The organism is Mesorhizobium sp. Ca11, assembly GCF_020165275.1.
Classification (GTDB): domain Bacteria; phylum Pseudomonadota; class Alphaproteobacteria; order Rhizobiales; family Rhizobiaceae; genus Mesorhizobium.
This window is the reverse complement of sequence record NZ_JAIUHU010000001.1, coordinates 254,888-268,787: the sequence shown is the minus strand read 5'-3', so window position 1 is coordinate 268,787 and position 13,900 is coordinate 254,888. Positions and strand designations below refer to the sequence as shown.

General features: G+C 63.4%; 15 protein-coding genes. 9 read left to right on the top strand and 6 right to left on the bottom strand.

What is annotated here, in order from left to right:
* The first annotated feature begins 4 nt into the window (after positions 1 to 4).
* Positions 5 to 658: a protein-L-isoaspartate(D-aspartate) O-methyltransferase gene (locus tag LB538_RS01355; RefSeq protein WP_224525251.1), complete on the top strand. Its 654-nt coding sequence runs from the start codon at positions 5 to 7 to the stop codon at positions 656 to 658.
* A 137-nt stretch (positions 659 to 795) separates the two neighbouring features.
* The gene (locus LB538_RS01350; protein WP_224525254.1) at positions 796 to 2,325 is read left to right on the top strand and encodes a peptidoglycan DD-metalloendopeptidase family protein; all 1,530 of its coding nucleotides are present in this window, start codon (positions 796 to 798) and stop codon (positions 2,323 to 2,325) included.
* 110 nt (positions 2,326 to 2,435) lie between these two features.
* Here the strand turns inward: LB538_RS01350 and LB538_RS01345 are convergent, their stop codons facing one another.
* Positions 2,436 to 3,326 carry an NAD-dependent epimerase/dehydratase family protein gene (locus LB538_RS01345; RefSeq protein ID WP_224525255.1) on the bottom strand — a complete coding sequence of 297 codons (891 nt, stop codon included), beginning with the start codon at positions 3,324 to 3,326 and terminating at the stop codon, positions 2,436 to 2,438.
* Between the two features lie 111 nt (positions 3,327 to 3,437).
* Between LB538_RS01345 and LB538_RS01340 the strand changes: the two genes are divergently transcribed.
* Positions 3,438 to 4,259, top strand: a complete 822-nt coding sequence (locus tag LB538_RS01340; RefSeq protein WP_224685787.1) for an AraC family transcriptional regulator — start codon at positions 3,438 to 3,440, stop codon at positions 4,257 to 4,259.
* Between the two features lie 10 nt (positions 4,260 to 4,269).
* On the opposite strand, the gene LB538_RS01335 is transcribed toward LB538_RS01340, so the two are convergent.
* The gene (locus tag LB538_RS01335) at positions 4,270 to 5,142 is read right to left on the bottom strand and encodes an ATP-binding protein (protein ID WP_224525260.1); all 873 of its coding nucleotides are present in this window, start codon (positions 5,140 to 5,142) and stop codon (positions 4,270 to 4,272) included.
* Positions 5,143 to 5,409: 267 nt separating this feature from the next.
* Here LB538_RS01335 and yajC point away from each other — a divergent pair, with 267 nt between their 5' ends.
* From yajC to LB538_RS01305, 6 genes are all read left to right on the top strand, one after another.
* Positions 5,410 to 5,748 (top strand): preprotein translocase subunit YajC, encoded by a 339-nt coding sequence (gene yajC, locus LB538_RS01330; RefSeq protein ID WP_095765024.1) that lies wholly within the window; start codon positions 5,410 to 5,412, stop codon positions 5,746 to 5,748.
* 54 nt (positions 5,749 to 5,802) lie between these two features.
* The gene (gene secDF, locus LB538_RS01325; RefSeq protein ID WP_224525262.1) at positions 5,803 to 8,343 is read left to right on the top strand and encodes a protein translocase subunit SecDF; all 2,541 of its coding nucleotides are present in this window, start codon (positions 5,803 to 5,805) and stop codon (positions 8,341 to 8,343) included.
* A 28-nt stretch (positions 8,344 to 8,371) separates the two neighbouring features.
* Complete coding sequence (locus LB538_RS01320) at positions 8,372 to 8,761, top strand: Mth938-like domain-containing protein (protein WP_224525265.1); 390 nt, start codon at positions 8,372 to 8,374, stop codon at positions 8,759 to 8,761.
* A complete protein-coding gene (locus LB538_RS01315; protein ID WP_411908983.1) occupies positions 8,762 to 9,628 on the top strand; it encodes a phytoene/squalene synthase family protein in 867 nt (288 codons plus the stop codon).
* 82 nt (positions 9,629 to 9,710) lie between these two features.
* On the top strand, positions 9,711 to 10,136 hold the full coding sequence (locus LB538_RS01310) for a hypothetical protein (RefSeq protein WP_095765027.1): 426 nt from the start codon (positions 9,711 to 9,713) through the stop codon (positions 10,134 to 10,136).
* Positions 10,136 to 11,086, top strand: coding sequence for a sterol desaturase family protein (locus LB538_RS01305; protein WP_224525268.1), 951 nt, complete (start codon positions 10,136 to 10,138; stop codon positions 11,084 to 11,086). Before LB538_RS01310 ends, LB538_RS01305 begins: the two co-directional genes overlap by 1 nt.
* 10 nt (positions 11,087 to 11,096) lie before the next feature.
* Here the strand turns inward: LB538_RS01305 and LB538_RS01300 are convergent, their stop codons facing one another.
* The 4 genes from LB538_RS01300 to LB538_RS01285 form a co-directional block, all read right to left on the bottom strand.
* A complete protein-coding gene (locus LB538_RS01300) occupies positions 11,097 to 11,615 on the bottom strand; it encodes a hypothetical protein (protein WP_224525271.1) in 519 nt (172 codons plus the stop codon).
* 3 nt (positions 11,616 to 11,618) lie between these two features.
* On the bottom strand, positions 11,619 to 13,028 hold the full coding sequence (gene trmFO / locus LB538_RS01295) for a methylenetetrahydrofolate--tRNA-(uracil(54)-C(5))-methyltransferase (FADH(2)-oxidizing) TrmFO (RefSeq protein ID WP_224525273.1): 1,410 nt from the start codon (positions 13,026 to 13,028) through the stop codon (positions 11,619 to 11,621).
* A 406-nt stretch (positions 13,029 to 13,434) separates the two neighbouring features.
* On the bottom strand, positions 13,435 to 13,575 hold the full coding sequence (locus tag LB538_RS01290; RefSeq protein WP_071031998.1) for a DUF1127 domain-containing protein: 141 nt from the start codon (positions 13,573 to 13,575) through the stop codon (positions 13,435 to 13,437).
* Between the two features lie 51 nt (positions 13,576 to 13,626).
* The gene (locus LB538_RS01285; protein WP_095765031.1) at positions 13,627 to 13,767 is read right to left on the bottom strand and encodes a DUF1127 domain-containing protein; all 141 of its coding nucleotides are present in this window, start codon (positions 13,765 to 13,767) and stop codon (positions 13,627 to 13,629) included.
* Between the last annotated feature and the right edge of the window lie 133 nt (positions 13,768 to 13,900).

Below are 13,900 nucleotides of genomic sequence, written 5' to 3'. Positions count from 1 at the left end.
TGGCATGAATACGGGCATCGACGACCGCGAAGGTTTTGCCGCTTTCCTGCTCAGGCTGCGGGGCAGGGGCGCGGCGCCCAAGGCGCTGGTCGCCGCCTTCGAGGCGACGCCGCGGCGTGGTTTCCTGCCGGCGCAGTTCCATGCGGTCGCCTGGTCGGACGGCATGCTGCCGATCGAATGCGGCGAGGCGATCGAGGGCGCCGATCTGCAGGCGGCGGTGATCGCCGCGCTCCATATCGAGCCGGGCAACCGCGTGCTCGAGATCGGCACCGGTTCGGGCTACACGGCCGCTGTCATGTCGAGGCTTGCGGCGCGCGTCATCACCGTCGACCGCTACAAGACGCTGGCCGAGCAGGCAAAGCAACGCTTCGAGGCGCTGGCGATCAGCAACGTCATCGCCCGTCAGGCCGACGGGTCCAACGGCCTGCCCAATGAAGGACCGTTCGACCGCATCGTCGCCTGGGCGGCCTTCGACAGCCTGCCGCGCTTCCTGCTCGACCAGCTGTCGAGCGGCGGCGTGGTCATCGCGCCGATCGGCCCGGAGGAGGGCGAGCAGGTGCTGGCCAAGCTCACCAAGGTCGGCAGCCGCTTCGAGCGCGAGGACATCGGCATGGTCAGGCTGCAGCCGATCCTGCGCAGCGTCGCGATGGTGATTTAAGGGCTTCACAGCCCTCGCCAAAATTTCCGCCAATGTTTTAAGAAAATTTTTGTCGGATTCTAATGGGTTAACCGCCCAGTAACATTAACGCGCTTTAATCGTGACCAGTTTGTACCGGGTCTGTGCGGGTTAGTGCGATGCAATTCAATCACTTGAAGGCAAACAGACGTAATCTGGCGCGCGGTTGCGCTGTCCTGATGATTGCCGGCGCGGCGGCCGGGTGCAGTTCCCAGTCGATGCGCTTCAACGGTGTCGATGATGTCTTCACATCATCCACCAACAATCAGCGCGCCATCATCAACAAGCAGAATGTCGACCAGCCCTATCCGGGCGACACGGTCGCGCCGGCGCCGGTCGACGGCACCCACACCCAGTCGGTGAGCCGCTCGAGCCTCGAGCCGGTCACGGCGCAGCAGCTGCCGCCGCCCTCGCAGCCTGCCGCCGCGCCAGCCAGGCCGATGCGCACAGCGTCAGCCCCCGCCCTTGCTCCGGCTCCCGCGCTTGCCCCCGCACCGCATGTCGACAGGACGACTACCAACACCGTCGCGCCGGCCAAGCCGTTCAAGACGGCCGAGCCCGACGCCGTGCGCAACGCCAGTGCTGCCCCGCATGCGACCGAAATCGTGGTCAGGGACGGCGAGACGCTTTCGGGCCTGGCGCAGCACTATCACGTGCCTGCCGATGCCATCGCCAAGGTCAACGGGATCGATCCGAAGAAGGGCATCCGCAGCGGCCAGAAGATCGTCATTCCCGCCTATGCCTATTCCAGCAAGGAGCCGAAGGTCGCCGAGGGCAAGCCGGTGAATACGCCGAAGCAGCCTGCCGGCGCGCCGGAGAAGGTCGCGGTGCTGCCGCAGCAGCCGAAAATCAAAGACGGCAAGTCGGCCGCTGAGGTCGATACGTCGGTCGCGGCCAGCGGCTCGAAGGACCCCAAGCCAGCGGCGCAGATGGCCGAGGCCAAGCCGGCCGGCGCCGGCGACTCCTACACGGTACAGCAGGGCGACTCGCTGTCGTCGATCGCCAGGAAGACCGGCGTCGGCGTCGTGGCGCTGAAGAAGGCCAACGGCATGCAGGACGGCCTGCTCAAGATCGGCCAGACGCTCAAGGTTCCGGCCGGCGGCACGGTCGCCGTTGCCGCGGCAAAGCCCGCGGCCACCAAGCCGGCGGTCGATCCGGTGACGACGGCAACGACGCCGCCGGCGGCCAAGACCACCGAGACGCTCGCCTCCTATACGCCGCCGAAGAAGGACGCCAAGGTCATCCAGCAGGCCGAGGACGACGATGCGGTGGCGCCCGACGCGACCGGGATAGGCAAGATGCGCTGGCCGGTGCGCGGCCGCGTGATCTCCGGCTTCGGTTCCGGCAAGGACGGCGTCGACATAGCGGTGCCGGAAGGAACGCCGATCAAGGCAGCCGAGAACGGCGTCGTCATCTATGCCGGCGACGGCCTCAAGGAATTCGGCAACACCGTGCTGGTGCGGCACGAGAACGGCCTGGTCACCGTTTATGGCCATGCAAGCTCGATCGAGGTGCAGCGCGGCCAGAAGGTCAAGCGCGGTCAGGAAATCGCGCTCTCCGGCATGAGCGGCACCACCGACTCGCCCAAGCTGCACTTCGAAGTGCGCAAGAACTCGGCCCCGGTCGATCCGAGCGGCTACCTCGAATAGAACAAGAACCGTTTGCGGGCCGCCTGACCTCCAGTCCGGCCCGCCGTCTTCAGCCCGCTCCGCAAGGAGCGGGCTTTTTCAGATTCGTGCAACATGCCTGCCCGCAAGGTTCAGAGATAATCACGGAGCGTATCGGCGATCATCTCTTCAAGGCTGCTGGCCTTCACGCCAAGAAGTGTCTCCGCGTCGGAGCTATCAACGAGCAAGGGGCTCTCGAAGAGGTACCGCATCTCGACGAGCTCATGCATGCCAAGGGCTTCCATCTCGGGGACGGAATAGGAGCGTGTCTCTGGGGTCTCGTGTCCGAGCATAGCCGCGGTTTTCCGGATAAGCTCGCGGGGCGAGGCGTATTGCGAAGGAACATGAAACGCCCGTCCCCATTCACCCGTGTAGCGGGAGGCCGCGACAAGCGTGCTGGCGACGTCCTTGGTGAAGGCCCAGGCATGAGTTGCGTCGAGGTCCCCAATGAAGGCGGTGGGCTTGCCTTCGATAATGGAAGGCAGCGCGACCAGCGAGAAGTAGCTGATCGCGCCATGTCCGAGATAGTCGCTGGACCGCACTTCGATCGCCGGCACACTGGCGCGGACCGCCCGCTGCCACATTATGGTCCTGGCGGTTCCCTTCTTCGAAGTCGGGTCTAAAGACATGTCGGAGCGAAGCGGGCGATCGGCATTTTCCCCATAACCATAGAGATTGCCAAGCACGATGAGCTTCGCGCCGACTGCTTCCGCCGCGCGCACGGTGCCGTCGATTATGGGGAAAAAGTCGGTGGGCCACCGATGATATGTGGCCATGGCGCACATGAAAATGGAATCGGCGCCTCGGCAAACGCGTGACAGCTCCGCGGCGTCCGTGGCGTCAGCCCGTATCGTCCGCACATTCGGCAACGCGTTCGAACCGACGCTTCGGCTTGTGAGCACGACATCGTGTCCTTCTTCGCCAAGACGACGAGCCGTCTCGCGCCCAACGGGGCCCGCGCCGACAACAACATAGAAACTCATTGCAACCTCTCTTCCAAGCTTGATGGAGAGGCGTGAGTACGAGTTCACGGCGTTGAAAATCGCGCGGGAATTGCCAAATCTTGGACAGGTTCCGCCATGAATCGAGAGAGCATGCCTTCGCAATTCGAGCCGGCCCGATCCTCGTCCGACGTAGCAATGGTCTCCCGCCGTGTTGAAGCAGGCGTCCATCGCCTGTCCCGGGCGCCACACCATCGCATCATGGTGCATGCAAGCGCGGCAACGCGCTCCTACTGCAACCAGGTTGGGCGATATTTCGTCAGGCGCGCCGGCGATATCGACCTTGTGCCGGCTGGGGAGGAGGGGGGCTTCGACGCCGAAACCCCGTTCGAGACGATCGAGATCGTCTTGCAGCCGGCTTTGATGGAAAGGGTCGCCGCGGAACTTGGCGGCAGGGTGCGAGCGTCGCGGCTCGACACGCGCCATTTGCTTCGTGACCAGCGCATCGAACATCTCGCCCGAGCGCTGCAGAGCGACCTCAATGCCGGCGCGCCGAGCGGCCCTTTGTTTGCCGACAGCATCGGCGCCGCCCTTGCGGTGAGGCTTCTCGGTCTCGATGGGCCGGACACGGTTCGAGTGAACCGGTTGTCGGATGCGCAGCTCAAGCGGGTTCTGGAACACATCGAGGCCGCTCTCCACGAGCCGCTTTCGATTGACCGGCTGAGCCGGGTTGCCGGCGCGAGCAGCTCGCACTTGCGGACATGGTTCAAGGTGGCGACGGGCGTCACCCTGCATCGCTACGTGCTGCGACGCCGCGTGGAAAGGGCGCGCGTTCTGCTCAAGCAAGGCGATCTGAGCACGAGCGAGGTGGCAGCATTGACGGGCTTCGCGCATCAGTCACATCTGGCGCATTGGATGCGCCGCGAAATCGGCCAGACGCCGCGCGACTTGCGACGGACGATCTCGCCCAAGTGACATTAACGTTTCAATCCTTGAGCGGCTTGCCGAGCCTCCCGGCGAGGTCCTGCGTGAATTGCCAGGCGACACGGCCGGAACGGCTGCCGCGCGTGGTTGCCCATTCCAGCGCCTCCGCGCGCAGCTGCTCGGGGTCGATCGCCAGATCGTGGTAGCGGACATAGCCGTCGATCATGTCGAGATATTCGTCCTGCGAGCATTTGTGGAAACCGAGCCACAGGCCGAAACGGTCGGAAAGCGAGACCTTTTCCTCGACCGCTTCCGAAGGGTTGATGGCGGTGGAGCGCTCATTGTCGATCATGTCGCGCGGCAGCAGATGCCGCCGGTTGGACGTGGCGTAGAAGATGACGTTGCCGGGCCGGCCCTCGACGCCGCCTTCGAGCGCCGCCTTCAGCGACTTGTACGACGTGTCGTCGTGATCGAAGGAAAGGTCGTCGCAAAACAGGATGAAGCGCCAGGGGGCCGCCTTCAGGAGACCCATCAGCTTGGGCAGTGTGTCGATGTCCTCGCGGTGGATTTCGATCAGCTTCAGCGGCCGGTCGAGCTTGTCGGATGCGTTCACCGTGGCATGCACGGCCTTGACCAGGGACGATTTGCCCATGCCGCGCGCGCCCCACAAAAGCACGTTGTTGGCCGCATAGCCGGACGCGAAACGCTCAGTATTGTCGAGCAGGATGTCGCGCACGCGGTCGACGCCACGGATCAGGCCGATGTCGACGCGGTTGACCTTGCGCACCGGTTCCAGAAAGCCGGGCTCCGCCTGCCACACGAAACAGTCGGCAACACCGAGATCGGTCTGAGGAACCGGCGGCGGAGCGAGGCGAGCGACTGCCTCGATCAGGCGATCGAGTTTCTTGTTCAATGCGTCCAGGTTGTCGGTCATATCAGGTCTTTTTGTTTAGGCATTTCAGCGTGTGGGAGCAGCTTCCATGACATCGCTGCAAGAACCAGGTCCAAGCTTTTGTTGGAGCATGATCTTTTCGGTGGCCTCGAAGCCACTTCCGCTGCGACGCTCTAGCACGCCGCAAACGGCTGGAAAAGCAACGGATCGGGCTCGCAGCGCAGTTGCATTGGCAAGTTTACCGACTATATTCCGGCCAAATTTTCGCGGGGCCGCCGCAGCGGTATTTCACCATCCAGGAGTTTCTTGATGTTCGTTACACCGGCATACGCCCAGGGCGTCGGCGCCTCGCCAGACATGTTGATCTCGATTTTGCCGTTTGTCCTGATTTTCGTGATCATGTATTTTCTGATCATCCGGCCGCAGCGCGCGCAGTTGAAGAAGCGTCAGGAAATGCTGTCGGCGGTGCGCCGCGGCGACACGGTGGTGACCGGCGGCGGCTTCGTCGGCAAGGTGACCAAGGTGATCGACGACAACGAGCTGGAGATCGACCTTGGCGGCGGAACCAAGGTGACGGCGCTGCGCTCGACGATTTCAGACGTGCGCGTCAAGGGCGAGCCGGTGGCGAACCAGAACGCCAAGAAGTAATCCTAACCTCGATGGCGGAACGCTGCCGCTTGTACGCCTGAACGGATAAAACGAATGCTCTATTTCTCGCGCCTGAAGATGATCCTGATCTGGCTCGCGGTGGCCGTCACAGTGATCCTCGCCGCGCCCAATCTCTTCCCGGCGAGCGTGCTGGCGCAATTGCCGAGCTGGGTGCCGAAGCGGCAGATGACGCTGGGCCTCGATCTTCAGGGCGGCTCGCACATCCTGCTGCAGATGGATCAGAACGACCTGGTCAAGGATCAGCTGCAGACGACGCGCGACGAGATCAGGACGCTGCTGCGCGACGCCAAGATCCAATATACCGGCCTTGGCGGAACAGGCCGAACCGTGCAGGTGCGCATCAACGATGCGAGCCAGGTCGAAGCCGCCAAGACAGCGCTGAAGCCGATAACCAATCCGGTGACCGCCGGTCTGTTTGCCGGCGGTTCCGTGCAGTCGATGGCGCTGGACGATTCCGAGCCTGGGCTGTTGAAGTTCACCGTCACGGATGCGGGCATCAAATATCGCACCACGACCGCTCTCTCGCAGGCGATCGAGGTGGTGGAGCGACGCGTGAACGCGCTTGGCACGACCGAGCCGATCGTGCAACGGCAGGGCGACGACCGCATCCTTGTCCAGGTGCCCGGGCTCCAGAACCCGCAAAGGCTCAAGGACATTATCGGCCAGACCGCCAAGCTGACGTTCCAGATGGTCGACACGTCGGTGCCGGTCCAGGACGCGATGAAGAATCGCCCGCCGGCTGGCGACTCGGTCCTTTATTCGCAGGACGACCCTCCGGTTCCTTACCTCGTCGAGAACCGCGTTATCGTCTCGGGCGAAGACCTGTCGAATGCGACGCCGACGTATAATTCACAGACCAATGAGCCGGTGGTTTCGTTCACCTTCAATTCCCGCGGGGCGACCAGGTTCGGTCAGGCGACCCAACAGAATGTCGGCAAGCCGTTCGCCATCGTGCTCGACAACCAGGTGATTTCGGCACCGGTGATCCGCGAGCCGATCCTTGGCGGCAGTGGCCAGATCTCCGGCAATTTCACGACCGAGAGCGCCAACGACCTCGCCGTCTTGCTGCGCGCCGGCGCCCTGCCGGCCAAATTGACGATCATCGAAGAGCGTACGGTCGGCCCGGGCCTTGGTCAGGACTCCATCCACGCCGGCAAGGTGGCTGGCGTGATCGGCTCAATTCTCGTCGTCGCCTTCATGTTCGTCGCCTATGGGTTCCTCGGTTTCCTGGCCAACATCGCTCTGGCCGTGCACGTGGCGATGATCGTCGGCGCGCTGTCGCTGCTCGGCGCCACGCTGACCTTGCCCGGCATCGCCGGTATCGTGCTCACCATCGGCATGGCGGTGGACTCCAACGTCCTGATCTATGAGCGCATCCGCGAAGAGCGGCGCAACGGCCGTTCGGTGATCCAGGCGATCGACACCGGCTTCTCCAAGGCGCTGGCGACTATCATCGATTCCAACGTCACCTCGCTGATCGCCACCGTGGTGCTGTTCTGGCTGGGCACAGGGCCGGTCAAGGGCTTTGCGATCACCTACGCGATCGGCATTCTGACCACGGTCTTCACGGCCTTCACCTTCACCCGCATGCTGGTGTCGATCTGGCTGCGCCGCGCCCGGCCGAAGGAACTGCCGCGCGCGCCGGTCACCTTCATTCCGCCGGGCACGAAGATCCCGTTCATGGGCATCCGCCGCTGGACCTTCGCTCTCTCCAGCACGTTGTCGATCCTGTCTGTCGTCGGATTCCTGACACTTGGCATCAACTACGGCATCGACTTCAAAGGCGGCTCGATAATCGAGGTGCAGTCCAAGAAGGGCGATGCCGATCTCGGCGACATCCGCAACAGGCTGTCGGAGCTCAATATCGGCGAGATCCAGGTGCAGCAGTTCGGCGCGCCGAACGACGTGCTGATCCGTGTCGGCACGCAGGACGCCGGCGAGAATGCCGAGCAGACCGTGATCGACAAGGTGCGGGGCGAACTGCAGGACCAGTATGACTTCCGCCGGGTCGAGGTGGTCGGGCCGACGGTCTCAGGCGAGTTGGCCAAGCAGGGCACGATCGCCATGCTGATCGCGCTGGCGGGCATCCTGCTCTATGTCTGGTTCCGCTTCGAATGGCAGTTCGCCGTCGGCGCCATCGTGGCCACGGTGCACGATGTGGTGATGACGATCGGCTTCTTCGTCTTGACAGGGCTGGAGTTCAACCAGTCGTCGCTGGCGGCCATCCTGACCATCATCGGCTATTCGCTGAACGACACCATCGTGGTCTATGACCGCGTTCGTGAGGATCTGCGAAAATACAAGAAAATGCCGCTGCCGCAGCTCTTGAACAATGCCATCAACGAGACGCTGTCCAGAACCACGCTGACCTCCGTCACCACGTCGCTCGCGCTGTTGGCACTGGTGCTGTTCGGCGGCGAGGTGATCCGTTCCTTCACGCTGGCGATGCTGTTCGGCGTGGTGTTCGGCACCTATTCGTCGATCTTCATCGCCGCGCCGCTGCTGATCCTCTTCAAGCTGAGGCCGCAGGCCTCGGCTGAGGAGCCGGTGAACGGCAAGGCGGTGGCGACCTGACGCCGTTTCGGCATCACGCTCTAGAGCCATGGCCAAAGGCATCATCATCCGCGAGGCGCATTTCCCGGGCAAGGCGCCGATCGAGGCCTATGGCAATGGCGGCTTTCGCTTTGCCGATATGTCGCATCGCGGATCGCTGCTCGTCCTGCCGTCGGGCATCCATGGCTGGGAGCCCGCCGATCCGCTGGCGCTGAAGGCCACGGATTTCGACAAGCTGTTCGCCGAGACCGGCAAAGTCGAGATCCTGCTGGTCGGGATGGGCAAGGAACTGCGGCCGCTGCCGGCGGCGCTGCGAGCCGCGCTAAAGGAGGCCGGGATCTCGGCGGACCCGATGTCGACGGGAGCGGCGGTGCGGACCTACAATGTGCTGCTCGCCGAAGACCGCGCCGTGGCCGCGGCGCTGATCGCCGTCAATTGAATGCCCGGCACGTCCAAGATCATCAAGAATGGCGACATCGTCATGGGTGCGGTGCGCGCCGTCGACCATGACCGGTATCTGTCGGCGCTTTACGCGCCGGCCGACAAGCGCGACGCGCTGCTCGCGCTCTACGCCTTCAATGCCGAGATCGCCGGCGTGCGCGATCGCATCCATGAGCCGCTGCCGGGCGAGGTCAGGCTGCAATGGTGGCGAGACGTCATTTCGGCCGAAGGGGATGCCGAGACAGGCCACCCGACCGCCGATGCGCTGCGCGCGACGATCGCCGCCTGCCGGTTGCCGAAGGCTGCTTTCGAGAACATGCTCGAGGCGCGCATCTTCGATCTCTACGACGACCCGATGCCGTCGCGGACCGATCTCGAGGGCTATTGCGGCGAGACGGCCGCGGCGCTGATCCAGCTTGCGGCCATGGTGCTCGATCCCGCCGCGGCGCCCGGCTTTGCCGAACTGGCGGGCAGGGCCGGCTGCGCGCAGGCGATCACCGGCCTGTTGTTGCTTCTGCCGCTCCATCGTCGGCGCGGACAGTGTTTTGTGCCCGCCGACATCCTTTCGGCGGCCGGCACGACGCCGGAAGAGTTCGTCAAAGGCGAAGGCGGGGCAGCCGCCGAGCGCGCGGTTGCGGCGATGATTGCGCTGGCGCGCGAGCATCTCAACGCCTTCGAGAAAGGTGCGCCAGCGCTTCCCGTTGCGCTGCGGCCCGCCTTCCTGCCGCTAGCGCTGACCCATGCCTATCTCGACAGGATGGAGAAGACGGGCAGGTCGCCGCTCAGTGTGACGGCAACGCTCTCAACCTTGCGCCGGCACTGGCTGCTCTTGCGTCATGCGATGCGGGGCTGGACGCCCCTTTGACGTAAACGTCAACCGTGCTAGGGATTCCGTCCATGTGGACTCGCGTCGAAGAAATGCGGGCCGCCGGAGGAGCCGTCTTTCCATGAGCCTGCCAGTCCTGGTCGTCCTTGTCGTGTTCGGCATCGCGCTGTCGGTCGCGGCCGTGCATTTCACCGGCGGCACGACGACCGCGACGCTTGCCGGCGCCGATCATGCGCTCGCACGCTTTGCCGAGGATTTTCCCGACGAAAGACCGGGTTCAATACGGCTGACAGCCGACAGCCATGCCGCGTTTCTCGATCTTGGCCCGCAGCGCTGCGGCATCGTCCGGAGCATAGGCGATTGTTTTCTGACGCGCATCGTCACGCCCCACGACATTCTGGCGCTGACTAGGGAAGGCAATGTGGTCTCGCTGCGGCTCAATGATTTCACCTGGAAAGGCGGGCGGTTTGCTTTTGCCGACGAAGCCGGCGCGCTGGCCGTGGCGGCGGCATTGCAAAGCCATGATCGGATCCGGGAGGCGGCGTGATGGACGAGTATAATTTCCCGCAGGTCACCCAGCTTGCGATCCCGTTCTTCGTCGCGGCGATCCTGATCGAACTCTGGCTGGTGCGCACCGGCCGCGCCAGGGGATCCTTCGAAACGCGCGACACGCTGACCAGCCTGATGATGGGGACCGGCAATGTCGTCGCAGGCTTGCTGCTCGGCGTCGTGTCCTACTGGGCGCTGCTGTGGCTGTGGCAATTCCGCTTCTTCAATCTCGGCCTGTCGATCTGGGTGTTCGCCGCCGCCTTCCTGCTCGACGACCTGCGCTACTATGTCTATCACCGCATCGCGCACCGGGTGCGCTGGGTGTGGGCCGAGCACGTCAACCATCATTCCAGCCAGCACTACAATCTCTCGACGGCGCTGAGGCAAAGCTGGACAGGGCTGTTCACCTTCACCTTCATCCTGCAGGCGCCGCTGGTGCTGCTCGGCTTCCATCCTGCGGTGATAGCCTTCGTCTTCGGCTTCAACCTGGTCTGGCAGTTCTGGATCCACACCGAGACGATCGGCAAGATGTGGGGCTGGTTCGAATTCATCTTCAACACGCCTTCGCACCACCGTGTCCACCACGCCACCAATCCGCGCTATCTCGACGCCAATTATGCCGGCACGCTGATCGTCTGGGACCGCATGTTCGGCACCTTCGTCGAGGAATTGGAGGAGGACCGGCCGCGCTACGGCATCGTAAAGAACATCGGCACCTTCAATCCGCTGAAGGTTGCGTTCCACGAATGGATCGGCATGTCTAAGGATGCGCTGGCGCCGGGGCTGACGCCTGGTCAGCGTGTCAACTATCTCATCCAGCCGCCAGGCTGGAGCCATGACGGTTCGCGCGATACGTCCGAGACGCTGAAGTCGGCTTATGTGCGGAGGAATCCGGGAGAAGCGGGCAGGCCGGGATTGCCGAGGACAGGCGCGGAGCCGGCGGAGTAGTTGGAAATCACTAGCTGATGCGCTGACCGGAGCCGAGATAGCGCCCTGATTCACCGCCCATCGCATCGGTGAAATTGGCCTCCAATTCAACGTGCGCGTCGACGACCGCCGGTGTCTCTGAGGGCGGAGGTTCGGATCTGAAGCTGGCGCACACGTACACACCGCGGGGGTGCGACGGGTCCAGCCGGGCTTGAATTGTCCAATACGAAGAGAGCGAATAAAGCGTCTTCATGAAATCGACGAGGATCTGATCGGTGTAGGGGCCTGGGACGCGCTTTAAGGCAATAATCCTCTTCAGCCTCCGGTCCCGGTTCTTGATGTAGCGTTCGTTGTCGTACAGCCAGCCGTTGCCGCCATGTGGCTGGCCGATCAGCGCTTCGAGCGCTGGGATATGAACCTCGCGCAATTTTTGGAGGCTCTTGCAGCGAATATAGACGCTCCAGACAATCTCGTAGCCCCCCGCGAAGGGTTCTTCACTTGCCGGCAAACCCGGCGGCAGGAGCTGAGGCAACCTGGAGACGGCAGCCATAAGTTACTCGGCCGCCTCGGCCCGTGCGGGCAGCCCCAACCATGCCCTGCAATCGGCCAGAGCGCGCGAGGTGATGGCGTGGCGCTTGGCGACGGTCTTGTCCTTGCCGCGCAGGCGCTTGCCTTCGGTCTTCGGCGCCTCGACCGGCGGAAACAGGCCGAAATTGACATTCATCGGCTGGAAAGAGCGCTTGCCGGGCTCGTCGTCGGAGACGATATGACCGCCGGTGATGTGGTTGAGCAGCGCGCCGAAGGCGGTGGTCGCAGGCGGCAGCGATAGCGCCCGGCCGAGGCGCTCGGCAGCGGCGAAGCGGCCGGCGAGCAGGCCGATGGCGGCGCTTTCGACATAGCCTTCGCAGCCGGTGATCTGGCCGGCAAAGCGCAAGCCGGGGCGCGATTTCAGCTGCAGCGAAGGATCGAGCAGCGTCGGCGAGTTGATGTAGGTGTTGCGGTGCAGGCCGCCGAGACGCGCAAAGTCCGCGTTTTCAAGCCCGGGGATGGTGCGGAAGATGCGCACCTGCTCGGCATGCTTCAGCTTGGTCTGGAAGCCGACCATGTTGTAGAGCGTGCCCAGCGCATTGTCCTGCCGGAGCTGCACCACCGCATAGGCCTTGACCGTCGGGTTGTGGACGTTTGTCAGCCCCATCGGCTTCATCGGCCCGTAGCGCAGGGTCTCGACACCGCGCTCGGCCATCACCTCGATCGGCAGGCAGCCGTCAAAATAGGGCGTGCCTTCCCATTGCTTGAACTCGGTCTTTTGGCCGTCGAGCAGCGCCTGGACAAAGGACAGATACTGCTCCTTGTCCATCGGGCAGTTGATATAGTCCTTGCCGGTGCCGCCGGGACCGACCTTGTCGTAGCGCGACTGGAACCAGGCGGTGTTCATGTCGATCGTGTCGAAATGCACGATCGGCGCGATCGCGTCGAAAAAGGCGAGCGCATCGGCGCCGGTAGCTTCGGCGATCGACTGCGCCAGCGAAGGCGCCGTCAGCGGGCCGGTGGCGATGATCGCCTGGTCCCAATCCTCGGGCGGCAGCCCAGGCACTTCCTCGCGCTGGATGGTGATCAGCGGATGCGCCTCGATCTTCGCGGTGACCGCGTCGGAAAAGCCGTCACGATCGACGGCCAGCGCGCCGCCGGCCGGCACCTGGTTCGCATCGCCGGCACTCATGACCAGCGAGCCGGCAAGCCGCATTTCGGCGTGCAGCAGCCCTACGGCGTTGTTTTCTGCATCGTCGGAGCGGAAGGAATTGGAGCAGACCAACTCGGCCAAGCCGTCGGTCTTGTGCGCGTCGGTGCCGCGTACCGGGCGCATTTCATGCAGCACGACCGGAACGCCGGCTTGCGCAAGTTGCCATGCGGCTTCGGAGCCGGCGAGGCCGCCGCCGATGACGTGTACGGGATTTTTGCTCATGAGCGCCGGAATAATCGCTTGGGGACGCGATTGCAATTGCCAGCTGACAACGCACGAGGCCGGTGCCTGCGCCAGAAACAACAACACCCGCCGGGGGAGGAGGTCCGGCGGGTGTCGTTTTGGGGGTCGATCCTCGGGAGGAGGTGAAGATCGACCTTCATTCGTCATTGCCGGGGAGGAGGTCGGCTTTGACGAAATTCCTTATCGCCCTTGAGGACGAAAATTCTTTTCGCCTTTGAGAAGGGGCGAAGCCTTCGAAGACGAACTGCGTTCGCTTCGGGAACAACGCCCGCCGGGGGAGGAGGTCCGGCGGGCGCCGTTTTGGTGGTCAACCCTCGGGAGGAGGTGAGGGCTGGCCGTATCCGTCAGGGTCGGGGAGGAGGTCGACCCTGGCGAAATGCCTTGCTTAGATCGCCTTGCGGGCGACCATCTTGATCTCGTCGCGAACGATGCCGAGATCGTGGAGCTGGCGGTTTGAAAGCCGACCCAGCTCAGCAACGGTGTCGCGATAAACGCGCCAGTTACGATAGCTGCGGATCAGGTTCATTGTCTTAACTCTCTTCAAAACTGGTTCGGACCATTTGCGGTCCGAAGCGGATTAGACCGCCTTGCGGGCGACGTAGTGGATGTCGCTGCGGCTGATGCCGAGGTCGGTCAGTTCACGGTTCGACAGGCGGTTCAGCTCGGAGACGGTGTCCCGGTAGCGGCGCCAGTTGCGGTAGTTGCGGATCAGGTTCATGGTAGTTCTCGTTTCGTCTTTAACTTCGGATCATTCCGTTTGTGTACGAACAGAAAATAGGTGGGATCATATCGGTTTAAAAGTGCCGTTGGCGCATGGCAGCAATGCAAATTGTGCAATGCAACATTAACGG

Bases quoted from the DNA above. Each gene is read 5' to 3' on its own strand.
- LB538_RS01355 (WP_224525251.1), top strand. From the start codon at position 5: ATGAATACGGGCATCGACGACCGCGAAGGTTTTGCCGCTTTCCTGCTC.
- LB538_RS01350 (WP_224525254.1), top strand. From the start codon at position 796: ATGCAATTCAATCACTTGAAGGCAAACAGACGTAATCTGGCGCGCGGT.
- LB538_RS01345 (WP_224525255.1), bottom strand. From the start codon at position 3,326: ATGAGTTTCTATGTTGTTGTCGGCGCGGGCCCCGTTGGGCGCGAGACG.
- LB538_RS01340 (WP_224685787.1), top strand. From the start codon at position 3,438: ATGCCTTCGCAATTCGAGCCGGCCCGATCCTCGTCCGACGTAGCAATG.
- LB538_RS01335 (WP_224525260.1), bottom strand. From the start codon at position 5,142: ATGACCGACAACCTGGACGCATTGAACAAGAAACTCGATCGCCTGATC.
- yajC (WP_095765024.1), top strand. From the start codon at position 5,410: ATGTTCGTTACACCGGCATACGCCCAGGGCGTCGGCGCCTCGCCAGAC.
- secDF (WP_224525262.1), top strand. From the start codon at position 5,803: ATGCTCTATTTCTCGCGCCTGAAGATGATCCTGATCTGGCTCGCGGTG.
- LB538_RS01320 (WP_224525265.1), top strand. From the start codon at position 8,372: ATGGCCAAAGGCATCATCATCCGCGAGGCGCATTTCCCGGGCAAGGCG.
- LB538_RS01315 (WP_411908983.1), top strand. From the start codon at position 8,762: ATGCCCGGCACGTCCAAGATCATCAAGAATGGCGACATCGTCATGGGT.
- LB538_RS01310 (WP_095765027.1), top strand. From the start codon at position 9,711: ATGAGCCTGCCAGTCCTGGTCGTCCTTGTCGTGTTCGGCATCGCGCTG.
- LB538_RS01305 (WP_224525268.1), top strand. From the start codon at position 10,136: ATGGACGAGTATAATTTCCCGCAGGTCACCCAGCTTGCGATCCCGTTC.
- LB538_RS01300 (WP_224525271.1), bottom strand. From the start codon at position 11,615: ATGGCTGCCGTCTCCAGGTTGCCTCAGCTCCTGCCGCCGGGTTTGCCG.
- trmFO (WP_224525273.1), bottom strand. From the start codon at position 13,028: ATGAGCAAAAATCCCGTACACGTCATCGGCGGCGGCCTCGCCGGCTCC.
- LB538_RS01290 (WP_071031998.1), bottom strand. From the start codon at position 13,575: ATGAACCTGATCCGCAGCTATCGTAACTGGCGCGTTTATCGCGACACC.
- LB538_RS01285 (WP_095765031.1), bottom strand. From the start codon at position 13,767: ATGAACCTGATCCGCAACTACCGCAACTGGCGCCGCTACCGGGACACC.